Genomic DNA, 12244 nt, shown 5'->3' on the forward strand with positions numbered 1-12244 from the left:
TCGAGTACCCCGAAGGGCCTTTCCGCTCGACTTGCATGTGTTAAGCACGCCGCCAGCGTTCGTCCTGAGCCAGGATCAAACTCTCCAAACAATGTCTTGTCCGGAAATCAATCCGAGCTATCCGTCAAAAAGACGGGGTCATGCATGTATCTCATGCACTGGCTTTTAACACACTGTTGAGTTCTCAAGAAACGGACGCACATCATCCACCGGAATCCTTCGAGGACCCCAGTGTCCGAGGCTCACATTTCATTTCCTTCAGTCTACCCGATCCGGACGATCCTTGTCAAACCGCCCGATCCGGGAGCTTCCGGACTCGCCTCTCTTCGAGGCAACCCTGCTAACTTACTCCAACTTTCGCGACTTGTCCAACCGCGCGGCCGGACCGTCCCGAAGATCGGGTTCGTCAGAAGGGGGTGTCAGGGCTTGCCGCCCCACGTGGAAAACGATAGCAGCCCTGACGGCGTCGAAGGTCCATCTTAGGTAACGAATGGACCTTCCCCGCGTCCGGATGGTTCAAACACCGAGCCCGGCGAGCTGCGCCTCGAGCCGCACGATGTCCGCAGCGGCCTGCTCGGCCCGGTCCCTGACCTTGGCGACCACCGCTTCCGGCGCCTTGGCCATGAACTGCTCGTTGCCCAGCTTGGCGGCCACCTGCGCGGCCTCCTTGCGCGCGGCCGCGAGGTCCTTCTCCAGCCGCTTGCGCTCGGCCTCGACGTCGATGGCGCCCGCGGTGTCGATCTCAACGGTCACCCCGCCCACCGAGAAGCTCGCCGTGGCGCTGAACGACTCGGCCGGCTCCGTAAGGCGGAGCAGCGCGCGGATCGCACTCTCCTGGCCGGCCAGGACAGTGCCCGCCAGCCCGAGCCGGGCGGCCACCTTCTGGCCGGGCTTGAGCCCCTGGTCCGAACGGAACCTGCGGACCTCCGTCACGAGCTCCTGCAGCGCCTCGATCTCGGCCTCGGCCGAGGCGTCCGTGTAACGGGCGTCCACCACCGGCCACGGCGCCACGACGATCGACTCGCCGCCCGTCACGGCCCGCCACAGCTCCTCGGTCACGAACGGCACCAGCGGATGCAGCAGCCGCAGCAGCGCGTCGAGGACGTGGCCGAGCACCAGCCGGGTGTGCTCCAGCCCCTCGGCAAGCTGGATCTTGGCCAGCTCCAGATACCAGTCGCAGACCTCGTCCCACGCGAAGTGGTAGAGCAGGTCGGACGCCTTGGCGAACTCGAACTCCTCGAACGCCGCGTCCGCGGCCCTCACCACATCCTGCAGGCGCGACAAAATCCATCGGTCGGCCGCCGTCAGCTCGGCGTCCTCCAGAGACCCCACGGCCGCGCCGTTCATCAGGGCGAACCGAGTGGCGTTCCAGATCTTGTTGCAGAAGTTGCGGGAGCCGGCCGCCCACTCCTCGCTCACCGCGACGTCGGCCCCGGGGTTCGCACCGCGGAGCAGGGTGAAGCGGGTGGCGTCGGCGCCGAAGCGTTCGACCCAGTCGAGCGGGTCGACCACGTTGCCGAACGACTTGGACATCTTCTTGCCGTACTGGTCGCGGACCATGCCGTGCAGCGCGACAGTGCGGAACGGCGGCTCGCCGTCCATCGCGTACAGCCCGAACATCATCATCCTGGCCACCCAGAAGAACAGGATGTCGTAGCCGGTGACCAGCACGGAGGTCGGGTAGAAGCGCTCCAGCTCGGGCGTGGCGTCCGGCCAGCCGAGTGTCGAGAACGGCCACAGCGCCGAGGAGAACCAGGTGTCGAGCACGTCCTGGTCCTGCGTGTAGCCGGCGGGCGGCTCCTCATCGGGACCCACGCACACGACCTCGCCCCCCGGCCCGTACCAGACCGGAATGCGGTGCCCCCACCAGAGCTGGCGGGAAATGCACCAGTCGTGCATGTCGTCGACCCAGTCGAAGTAGCGCTTGGCCAGCTCGGGCGGGTGGATGCGGGTGCGCCCGTCGCGAACGGCGTCGCCCGCCTCCTTCGCCAGCGGCCCGACGTTCACGAACCACTGCAGCGACAGCCTCGGCTCGACCACTGTCTTGCAGCGCGAGCAGTGGCCGACCGAGTGGAGGTAGGGGCGCTTCTCCGCGACGATCCGCCCCTCGGCACGCAGCGCGGCCACGACAGCGGGCCTGGCCTCGAAGCGGTCGAGCCCCTGGAACGGGCCGTGCGCGGTGATGACGCCGCGCTCGTCCATGACGGTCAGCGACGGCAGGTTGTGGCGCCGTCCGATCTCGAAGTCGTTGGGGTCGTGGGCGGGTGTCACCTTGACCGCGCCGGTGCCGAAGGCCGGGTCGACGTGCTCGTCGGCGACCACGGGGATCATGCGGCCGGTCAGCGGCAGCTCCACCGTCGTGCCGATCAGGTGCGCGTACCGCTCATCCGAAGGGTGAACGGCCACAGCCGTGTCGCCGAGCATGGTCTCGGCGCGCGTGGTGGCCACCACGATCTCGTCGGAGTAGCGGATCGAGATTAGCTCGCCCTCGTCCTCACTGTGCTCCACCTCGATGTCGGAGAGCGCGGTCAGGCAGCGCGGGCACCAGTTGATGATCCGCTCGGCGCGATAGATCAGCCCGTCGTCGAACAGCTTCTTGAAGATCGTCTGCACGGCCCGCGAGAGCCCCGGGTCCATCGTGAAGCGCTCGCGCGACCAGTCGACGCCGTCGCCGAGCTTGCGCATCTGGCCGAGGATCCGGCCGCCGGACTCCTCCTTCCACTCCCAGACGCGCTCGACGAACGCCTCGCGCCCGAGGTCGTGCCGCGACTTGGCCTGCTTGGCCAGCTCGCGCTCGACGACGTTCTGGGTGGCGATGCCCGCGTGGTCCATGCCGGGCAGCCAGAGGGTCTCGCGTCCCTGCATACGGGCGCGCCGCGTCAGCGCGTCCTGGATGGAGTGGTCGAGCGCGTGCCCGATGTGCAGGACGCCCGTCACGTTGGGCGGAGGCAGGACGATGCTGTACGGCACGCGCGAGCTGCCCGGATCGGCGGTGAAATAGCCTTCGGATACCCAGCGCTCGTAGCTACGGGTCTCGACGTCGGCCGGCGTGTATTGGGTGGGCAGCTCTGGCGTTGTCACAATGACCAATTCTAGGGAGGCCGACAAGCGGAAAGCCCCGTACCCCGAAGCCGGCCCATGGCGTCGAGCGCCGGCCCACTCAGCGCGGCCGAAGTTCCCCCTCGTGGCCGAGCACCCTGATCCGCCGGAAGCGCCGTCGTACGCGGCGACGCCCAACCTGAAGGGGGCAGCTCAGGGGCGAGCGAAACAGGAGAGGGCTCGGGGACAGGCGGGCGCGGGAGCCGCAGAACACCGAAAGCGCCCGCGTGGCGTGGTGCCACGGGGCGCTCGGTATGACTGGCTGCGGCTCAGGCCGACTTCTCGCGCGGTGTGCGCTGCTGCTTGGCGGCGAGCTGGTCGCGCGGGACGAGCGTCGGGATCGCGTGCTCGAGCACCGACTCGCGGGTGATGACCACCCGGGCGACGTCCTGCCTCGACGGCACCTCGTACATGACGGACTGCAGCACCTCCTCCAGGATGGCGCGCAGTCCGCGGGCGCCGGTGCCACGCAGGATCGCCTGGTCGGCGATGGCCTCCAGGGCCCCGTCGGTGAACTCCAGCTCGACCCCGTCGAGTTCGAGCAGCTTGCGGTATTGCTTGACCAGCGCGTTGCGCGGCTCCGTGAGGATCTGGATGAGCGCCTCGCGGTCGAGGTTGTGCACCGAGGTGATGACCGGCAGGCGCCCGACGAACTCGGGGATCATGCCGAACTTCAGCAGGTCTTCCGGCATCACGTCGCCGAAGATGTCGGCCGTGTCGACCTCTTCCTTCGACCGGATGATGGCGTTGAAGCCGATGCCCTTGCGCCCGATGCGCGACTCGATGATCTTTTCCAGACCGGCGAAGGCGCCGCCGCAGATGAACAGCACGTTGGTCGTGTCGATCTGGATGAACTCCTGGTGCGGGTGCTTGCGGCCGCCCTGCGGGGGCACGCTGGCCGTGGTGCCCTCCAGTATCTTCAGCAGCGCCTGCTGCACGCCCTCGCCCGAGACGTCGCGCGTGATCGACGGGTTTTCGCTCTTGCGGGCGATCTTGTCGACCTCGTCGATGTAAATGATGCCGGTCTCGGCCTTCTTGACGTCGTAGTCGGCGGCCTGGATGAGCTTGAGGAGGATGTTCTCCACGTCCTCGCCGACGTATCCCGCCTCGGTCAGCGCGGTGGCGTCGGCGATGGCGAAGGGCACGTTGAGCATCCTCGCCAGGGTCTGCGCCAGCAGTGTCTTGCCGGAGCCCGTGGGGCCGAGCAACAGGATGTTGCTCTTGGCCAGCTCCAGTCCGTCGTCTCTGCCCCGGTCGCCGGACTGCACCCGCTTGTAGTGGTTGTAGACCGCCACCGAGAGGGCCTTCTTAGCCTTGTCCTGACCGATGACGTAGGCGTCGAGGAACTCGTAGATCTCCCTCGGCTTGGGCAGGTTGTCCCACTTGAGCTCGGAGGACTCGGAGAGCTCCTCCTCAATGATCTCGTTGCAGAGATCAATGCACTCATCGCAGATGTAGACGCCTGGCCCGGCAATGAGCTTCTTGACTTGCTTCTGACTCTTTCCGCAGAAAGAGCACTTCAGCAGGTCTCCCCCGTCGCCGATGCGTGCCACCCCAGATACTCCTTTGCGTGGGACCGCCCTGCTGCCGCGAGCAGTGTCTCCGGACATCCTCCGGACTAGGCCGAACCGCTCAGGTTTCGACGTTACCGTCTTCTGGGCCCTCAGTGAGCCCCCTAGCGGCGAGTCGCACCGGAACGTGCCCTATTGGGCAGCGCCCCGGTGCGTCACGTCTCGTCAGGAAGCTACGGCCGCAGCTCGCTTCTTCCTGGACGGGATGATGTCATCGATCAGACCATACGCCTTTGCCTCGTCCGCGTTGAGAATTTTGTCGCGTTCGATGTCCTTGCGGACTTGAGCGGAGGTCTTGCCCGAGTGCCTCGCCACGATGTCCTCGAGGAGGGTACGCATGCGAAGGATCTCGCGGGCCTGGATCTCGATGTCGCTGCCCTGGCCGCCGCCCTCGGTGGACGGCTGGTGGATCAGCACCCGGGCGTTGGGCAGCGCGAACCGCTTACCCGGGGTGCCGCCGGCCAGCAGCACGGCCGCGGCGGAGGCCGCCTGGCCGAGGCAGACCGTCTGGATCTCCGGCCGGACGAACTGCATCGTGTCGTAAATCGCCGTCATGGCGGTGAAAGAGCCACCCGGCGAGTTGATGTAGATGCTGATGTCACGGTCGGGGTCGAGCGACTCCAGCGTCAGCAGCTGGGCCATCACGTCGTTGGCCGACGCGTCGTCGATCTGCACTCCGAGGAAGATGATGCGGTCCTCGAAGAGCTTGGTGTACGGGTTGTGTTGCTTCACTCCGGTGGAGGTGCGCTCCGTGAACTCCGGAATGATGTAGCGGCTGTTGATATCCACTTCAGCTCCCCCTAAGAGACGGGGCCCTGCGAGGGCACCTGCCGCGCGCTGCGCACGACGTGGTCGATGAAGCCGTAGTCCTTGGCTTCCTCGGCCGTGAACCAGCGGTCGCGGTCGGAATCGGCCTCGATCTGCTCCAGCGGCTGGCCGGTGTGGAAGGCGATCCGCTCGGCGAGCGTCTTCTTCACGTAGAGCATCTGTTCGGCCTGGATGGCGATGTCGGCGGCGGTACCGCCGATGCCGCCCGACGGCTGGTGCATCATGACCCGGGCGTGAGGCAGGGCGTAACGCTTGCCCTTGGCGCCCGCGGTGAGGAGGAACTGCCCCATCGAGGCGGCCATGCCCATCACAACCGTGGACACGTCGTTCGGCACATATTCCATCATGTCGTAGATGGCCATGCCGGCACTCACCGAGCCGCCCGGCGAGTTGATGTAAAGCGAGATGTCGCGGTCGGGGTCGTCGGCCGCGAGCAGCAGCAGCTCGGCGCAGATGCGGTTGGCGATCTCGTCGTTGACTTCCTGGCCGAGCACGATGATGCGCTCCCGGAGCAGGCGCTGATAAAGCTGATCTTCAAGCCGGAAGGTCGAGCCGTTCTCACGGCCTCGCGACTCAGGCTGATAGAAGGTCGGCGGGCTGGTCACAGCGTCACCTTCCGATGCGTCGTAATCGATTGGCTTTGCTTGTGACCTTAACGCGCGCTGCGCACAGCTCATGCCCGGTCCCCCGTACTGTTCGCTGACGGCGCAGGTTCGGACAAGCCTCTGCCTGTTATCCTCCGCCCGACCTCGCCCGTTCCGTCCACGAAGTCCGGACCGCCGCCATGGGGCGATGCTCCCTGCGACGCCCTGGGAGTCCAGCTGACCGGAGTTACCGGTTTCCGGCGCCGCTCGGGCCGCTGCCGGAGCTCCAGGATCCCTACGAGCCCTCTGAGGGCGCCGTACGGCCTGCCCGCCCGGCCCAGTGCCTCGCGGGGCCTCGCGGAGGCAGGCGAGTACGTGGGGGCCGGCCGCAGCCGTGGGCGCCCCGCGCCGGCGCCAGGTCATGCACGCTCGGCGCGACCACGGCAGCAGCCGGAGCCCTGTGCCGCGCCCTTGGAGCGGATGCGTCCCGATGCGCGGCGTCCGGGGAGGTGGCGCTGCGCAGCATCGCGGCCCGCGACCAGACGTCCCCGGAAAAAGGGCGAAGCCCCCGAACCGGTTGGTTCGGGGGCTCAGGACCGTGACCGCCACGGCACAGACCCCAGGGGCCCGCACCGTGAGCGGGAGGAGGCTAGGCCTCCGGCTTGTCCTCGTCGGCCGCGGACTCCTCCTCCACGACCTCCTCACCGTTGATCTCGGTGTAGATGGCCTTGAGGTCCACCTCGTTGCCCTCGGTGTCCACGACCTTGGCGGCGTCGCCCAGGACGGCCTTGGCCTTGTCGCGGACGATCTCGACCATGGCCAGCGTGAGCTGGTCGTTGTCGGCCAGGTGCTTGGCCAGCTCGTTGGGCTGCACGCCCATCTCCATGGCGCGGCGCACCACGAAGTTGGTCAGCTCCTGCTCAGAGACGCCCAGCTCCTCAGCCTTGACGATCTTGTCGAGCACGAAGCCCACCTTGAGCGCACGCGCGGAGTTCTGCTCGAACTCGGCGAAGCGCTCCTCCTCCGTCGTCTGGTAGAGGCGGAAGAAGGCGTCGCGGCTCAGGCCGCTCTCGGCAATCTGGTGGTCGAGGTTGTGCTTGCGGGCGTCGACCTCGACCTTGAGCGCGCTCGCCGGCAGCGGGATGTCGATCTGCTCCAGGACGGCGTCGAGGGCCTTCTCGCGGGCCTGCACGACCTGGTCGATCAGCTTGTTGCGGCGGGACTGCTCGCGGATGCTGGCCTTGAGCTCGTCGAGCGTGTCGAACTCGCTGGCGAGCTGGGCGAACTCGTCGTCCAGCTCGGGCAGGACCTTCTCCTTGACCGACTTGACGTTGATGATCACGTCGGCTTCCTCGCCGGCGTTCTCGCCGCCGACCAGCTCGGTCTTGAAGCTCTTCTCCTCGCCCGCGGACATGCCCTCGAGCGCGGCGTCGAGGCCCTGGAGCACGGAGCCGGCGCCGACCTCGTAGGAGACCTCGCTGGCCTGCTGCTCCTCGATGTTCTTGCCGTCGATCTCGGCGCGGAGGTCCATGACGACGAAGTCGCCGTTGGCGGCTGCGCGCTCGACGCCGGTCAGCGTCGCGAAGCGCTGGCGCAGCGCGTCGAGCTGCTTGTCGACGTCCTCGTCGGAGACCTCGGCGGAGTCGACCGTGACCTCGAGGCCCTGGTAGTCGGGCACCTCGAAGTTGGGCCGGATGTCGACCTCGGCGGTGAACTCGATCTTGTCACCGTCGTCGATCTTCGTGACCTCGATGTCGGGCCGGTCGACCGGGAACACGTCGACCTCGTCGACGGCCTGGCCGTACAGCTTGGGCACCGCGTCGTTGAGGGTCTCCTCCAGCACCACCGCCCGGCCGAAGCGCTGCTCGATGATGCGGGCCGGAACCTTGCCAGGCCGGAACCCGGGGACGCGCACCTGCTGCGCGACCTTCTTGTACGCCGCATCCATGCTGGGGCGCAGCTCGTCGAACGGCACCTCGACAGTGAGCTTGACCCGGGTCGGGCTTAGCTCCTCGACAGCGGTCTTCACGGAATGGTCTCCTTGATCAAGCTACGAGTGATCGCGGGCGCGTCCATTCGGAAACGGCTCACGCGCCGCGCCCACATGAGCGGTGTTGGGCATGCTCCGCCACGGCGGGATCCAACGCCGATGGCCAGTCTAGGGCAGATGCATACCCAACAACGACTCCGTCACCGCCACAAGTCGTCCACGATCATCCGTAGCCCGTCGTCAGAACTCGTCCGCGATGGTCCGCAACAGCCCGACCGTCTCGTCCGGGGTGGTGCTCACGGCGCAGAGCCGCTCCATCACCTCGGTGTATCGGTCCACGTCCTCACGCTTGTCGAGGTAGAGCGCGCTGGCGAGCTGCTCCACATACACGACGTCGGGCAGGTCGGAGTCGGGAAAACGCAGGATGCTGAACGCCCCGCCCTCCGCGCTGTGCCCGCCGAAGCTGAACGGCATGATCTGGATCGTGATCTTGGGTTGGCGCATCAGCTCGATGAGGTGTTCGATCTGGGCCCGCATCACCTCGACGCCGCCTATGGGCCTCCGTAGCGCGGCCTCGTCGATGACCGCCCAGAAGACGGGCCCGTCCGGCCGCTCGAACATCCGCTGGCGCTCCAGCCGGAGATCCACCCTCCTGGCGATCTCCTCGGCCCCGATTCCCGCCGTTCCGGCGGTCACGACGGCCCTTGCATACTCCTTGGTCTGCAGGAGTCCTGGCACGAACTGGACTTCATAGGTCCTGATCCTGGCGGCGGCCTCTTCGAGGCCGACGTAAGCCTGGAACCACGTGGGCAGGACATCGTTGAACCGGTGCCACCAACCAGGCTCGTTGGCGGTGGCGACCAGGTCGAGTACGGCGGCGCGGGCCTGCTTGTCCTCGACCCCGTACAGGGTCAGCAGGTCCGCCACGTCGCGTTCTTTGAACCCCACTCGGCCCAGCTCCATGCGGCTGATCTTGGATTCCGAGCCCCGGATGAGGTGGCCGGCCTCCTCACGAGTGACGTTCTTTGCTTCCCTGAGCTTGCGCAGCTGGGAGCCCAGGAGGATGCGCAGCGCCGTCGGTCCGGAACCCGGCTGGTTCTGCGTCACTTTGCCTCCTATCAAGGTCCGCACACACAGTGACACCACATTGCCGGGTATGACAAGGTCTCAACCTCGTGTCCGATTAGCAGACTAATGCCCCAAAACGCCGCATGCTGCTGCACAATGCAACTGCACGTGCATTTGGGTCTTGCAGCTGCCGCGATCGTGACCCATGATGGCCTAGTGCATATTGGGCCAAACATGCACTAACTCGGGCTGAACGGGGAGGTATCGGCGGCATGGTGGAGGACCCTCTGGCCACTGCCGATGCTTTGCAAATCACCCGCGAGGTGGGCTTCGACCGTCTGCTCATGGGCGGCAAGCCGTACACGACCGCGTGCCCGTTGCCCTTTCAGGCCGACTCCGTGAAGACGGCCAGGGACGTGACCCGCTCGACCCTGCAGAGGTGGGGGCTGCCCGAACTCGGCGACGACGCCGCGCTGGTGGTGTCGGAGCTGGTGACGAACGCGGTCCGCTATGCGATGTACGCAGCAGGGCGGCGCGAGATCGAGCTCTTGCTGATGCGCGTACAGCCGCACGTGCTGCTGGCCGTGGCGGACCCCAGCGATGAGGTGCCGCGCCCCAAGGAGCCGGACTTCGTCTCCGAGAACGGGCGCGGCCTCTACATCGTGGAAACCTACAGCCAGTGCTGGGGCTGGGACCCCCTCGCCCGCGGCGGCAAGGCCGTGTGGGCGCTCTTCCGCACCGAGCATTGATGCCTGAGGGCTAACGGGCCCTCATTCGCCGGTCGCCCCGTCGATACGCTCGCGCAGCAGGTCGGCATGGCCGTTGTGCCTGGCGTACTCCTCGATCACGTGGACGAGGATCCAGCGGTGCGAGCAGTCCTGTCCGTTGCGGTCGCCGACGGCGTCCAGCGGCTTGGCCGCCGAGATGGCGCGGGCGCGCTCGACCTCCTCCTCCCAGGTCGCGAAGGCCTCCTTGACGGAGGCGGTGTCCACTTCGTTGAAGTCCGCGTCGTTGTCGCGGTCCTTGTCCCAGAGCTTGGGGATGTCCTCACCGTTCAGCACGCGGCGGAACCAGACGCGCTCGACGTGCGCCAGGTGCCTGACCAGTCCAAGCAGGGACAGCGTCGAGGGCGAGGCTGGGCGCAGGCGCAACTGCTCGTCCGACAGGCCCGCGCATTTGACGGCCAGGGTGCCACGGTGCCACTCGAGCCAGTTGTTCAGCACTGTCCGCTCGTCGCCGGTGAGGGGCGGGGGGATCCGGGTGTCAGTCATGAGGCCTGACCTTATCTACGCGGAGCTCCGGCGGTTGAGCCATCGCGTCACCAAGTCATCGCACTGGAAAGTTGCGCGCTGAAATAAATCGATGTACGGTCATGCTCAATCTTCCAGTACTGAACTACTTGAGACGGAGCACAGCATGTACCCCAGCGAGCTCACCGGCAGCTACACCATCGACCCCATGCACAGCCGGTTTGGCTTCGTGGCGCGCCACGCGATGGTGACCAAGGTGCGCGGCAGCATTCCCGTCAAGGAAGCCACCGCCCACCTCGACGCCGCCGACCCAGCCGCCTCGCACGTCCACGTGGTCCTGGACGTGGCCGGCATCCAGTCCGGCAACGACATGCGGGACGACCACCTGCGCACCGGCGACTTCCTGGACGCCGCCGGCCACCCGGCCATCACCTTCGAATCGACCGACATCAAGCACGTCGGCGGCGACAGCTTCGAGGTCACCGGACGGCTGACCATCCGCGGCGTGACCCGGCAGGTCACCATCCCCCTCGACTACACCGGAACCGCGGTGGACGCCCAGGGCATGACCCGGGTCGGTTTCGAGGGCAGCACGGTGATCAACCGCAAGGACTTCGGCATGACCTACAACGCCGTCCTGGAGACGGGCGGCGTGATGATCTCCGAGAAGATCACCCTCGAGTTCGACCTGTCCGCCGTCAAGAACGCCTGAACGCCTGGAACGCGTCAGCGCCGGCGGCCCTCCAACGGCATCCACCTCGACGCCGCCGGCTACGACGCACTCTCCCAGGCCGTCGACCTCGACGACCTGCTGTCAACGAGGCCGGAGCAGAGCACGCAGACGATGGTCACGGCAGCTCGGGCTTCCCTTAGTGGCGGAGAGTCTTATTCAGAGGGTGGGAATTCCAGGTCGATCCGATGGGTGAGACTGACTTTGGGGTTCGGCTCTGCGTGTGCGTTCTCAGCCGTGGATCGGATAGGCGGCCTGGAAGGTCAACCGCTGATCGGCCGTGTCGCCGATGTGGGTGAGGAGTTCGTCGAGTGCGGCGTATTCCTCCCATGGCTGCTGACCGCTTGCCTGGGCCAGGCGGGTCACGACGAGGACTTCGAGGTCTGGGACGCGCTTGTTCTTCCAAAGCTTGTCGGCCAGGCTCACCAGCAGGTCTTCGAGGGTGAATAAGGCGTTCTACGGCGACATGAAGCGCGTCTGCGCCTCCCAGACGGCCTACGGCCACCAGAACAAATGCAAGGCCTGGTCGGTGACGTACTACAACGCGGCGAAGCTCGCAAAGATCAAGTAGCCGGCGTCACACCGGGCGGATCCCAGGGGGGTGCTCCAGAGGTTGGCTGGGAGGCCGCGCGCCAGGTCAGCCACGCTGTCAACGTTGATGAGGCGCCGAGGCTGATGAGTTGGAAGGGAGTGGGAATCTCATCCCATCCCGAAGTCGCTGCTGCCGGCCCGGGCGAGCGTTGTCGCCGCTGACAGCGAACAGGAGGCCATGTTCGTCGAGATCGCCGAGCCGGGCTCGTTTCATCCTGAATACGCAGGTCGAGGCCTGACGTGAGCGTGGTGAGGGTGCTCGTGCGGGTCAGGGCGGGAGATCATGACGAGTGGTCACCTGTCACCTCGTGATCTCGCTGTTGGTCAGGACTAGTAGAACGTGCTGATCGATGGATGCCGTGGCCAGCGCCGCCGTGATCGAAGTGACCAGGCCATAGCGGCTGTCGACAGCCAGGTTACGCAGAATCCTCATGGCGTCCGTCTCGTAGGCCTTTATCACATCATGGGCTGCGGCGGTATATCGCAGGTATCGCAGGCCCCTGTGCCATGTCATCGCGTGTTCCGCAGTCACC

Annotated in this window: 11 protein-coding genes and 1 rRNA gene; 3 read left to right on the forward strand and 9 right to left on the reverse strand. The window is 66.5% G+C overall.

The window, feature by feature from the left end; translation table 11 throughout:
* The 7 genes from ACIBVN_RS13630 to ACIBVN_RS13660 all read right to left on the reverse strand — a co-directional run.
* A 16S ribosomal RNA gene (locus ACIBVN_RS13630) occupies positions 1–91 on the reverse strand; the annotation flags it as partial.
* Positions 92–516: 425 nt separating this feature from the next.
* Positions 517–3081: a valine--tRNA ligase gene (locus ACIBVN_RS13635; protein WP_397135993.1), complete on the reverse strand. Its 2565-nt coding sequence runs from the start codon at positions 3079–3081 to the stop codon at positions 517–519.
* Positions 3082–3368: 287 nt separating this feature from the next.
* The gene (clpX, locus tag ACIBVN_RS13640; protein WP_397135995.1) at positions 3369–4652 is read right to left on the reverse strand and encodes an ATP-dependent Clp protease ATP-binding subunit ClpX; all 1284 of its coding nucleotides are present in this window, start codon (positions 4650–4652) and stop codon (positions 3369–3371) included.
* Between the two features lie 183 nt (positions 4653–4835).
* Complete coding sequence (locus ACIBVN_RS13645; protein ID WP_349458324.1) at positions 4836–5459, reverse strand: ATP-dependent Clp protease proteolytic subunit; 624 nt, start codon at positions 5457–5459, stop codon at positions 4836–4838.
* An 11-nt stretch (positions 5460–5470) separates the two neighbouring features.
* A complete protein-coding gene (locus tag ACIBVN_RS13650) occupies positions 5471–6103 on the reverse strand; it encodes an ATP-dependent Clp protease proteolytic subunit (protein ID WP_349458323.1) in 633 nt (210 codons plus the stop codon).
* 628 nt (positions 6104–6731) lie between these two features.
* Positions 6732–8111 carry a trigger factor gene (gene tig / locus ACIBVN_RS13655; RefSeq protein ID WP_397135998.1) on the reverse strand — a complete coding sequence of 460 codons (1380 nt, stop codon included), beginning with the start codon at positions 8109–8111 and terminating at the stop codon, positions 6732–6734.
* A 201-nt stretch (positions 8112–8312) separates the two neighbouring features.
* Positions 8313–9179, reverse strand: coding sequence for a helix-turn-helix domain-containing protein (locus ACIBVN_RS13660; RefSeq protein WP_397136000.1), 867 nt, complete (start codon positions 9177–9179; stop codon positions 8313–8315).
* A gap of 233 nt (positions 9180–9412) precedes the next feature.
* On the opposite strand from ACIBVN_RS13660, the gene ACIBVN_RS13665 reads away from it, so the two are divergent.
* Positions 9413–9889: an ATP-binding protein gene (locus tag ACIBVN_RS13665; protein ID WP_397136002.1), complete on the forward strand. Its 477-nt coding sequence runs from the start codon at positions 9413–9415 to the stop codon at positions 9887–9889.
* Positions 9890–9910: 21 nt separating this feature from the next.
* Here the strand turns inward: ACIBVN_RS13665 and ACIBVN_RS13670 are convergent, their stop codons facing one another.
* The gene (locus tag ACIBVN_RS13670; protein ID WP_397136004.1) at positions 9911–10411 is read right to left on the reverse strand and encodes a DinB family protein; all 501 of its coding nucleotides are present in this window, start codon (positions 10409–10411) and stop codon (positions 9911–9913) included.
* Between the two features lie 145 nt (positions 10412–10556).
* Here ACIBVN_RS13670 and ACIBVN_RS13675 point away from each other — a divergent pair, with 145 nt between their 5' ends.
* Entirely contained in the window at positions 10557–11102 is a 546-nt protein-coding gene (locus tag ACIBVN_RS13675; RefSeq protein WP_397136006.1) for a YceI family protein, read from the forward strand.
* Between the two features lie 249 nt (positions 11103–11351).
* Here the strand turns inward: ACIBVN_RS13675 and ACIBVN_RS13680 are convergent, their stop codons facing one another.
* The gene (locus tag ACIBVN_RS13680; RefSeq protein WP_397136008.1) at positions 11352–11546 is read right to left on the reverse strand and encodes a hypothetical protein; all 195 of its coding nucleotides are present in this window, start codon (positions 11544–11546) and stop codon (positions 11352–11354) included.
* Between the two features lie 16 nt (positions 11547–11562).
* Here ACIBVN_RS13680 and ACIBVN_RS13685 point away from each other — a divergent pair, with 16 nt between their 5' ends.
* Positions 11563–11691, forward strand: a complete 129-nt coding sequence (locus ACIBVN_RS13685) for a hypothetical protein (protein WP_397136010.1) — start codon at positions 11563–11565, stop codon at positions 11689–11691.
* Positions 11692–12244: the final 553 nt, after the last annotated feature.

Origin of the sequence: Nonomuraea sp. NPDC049400 (assembly GCF_044466425.1) — a bacterium.
Lineage (GTDB): Bacteria > Actinomycetota > Actinomycetes > Streptosporangiales > Streptosporangiaceae > Nonomuraea.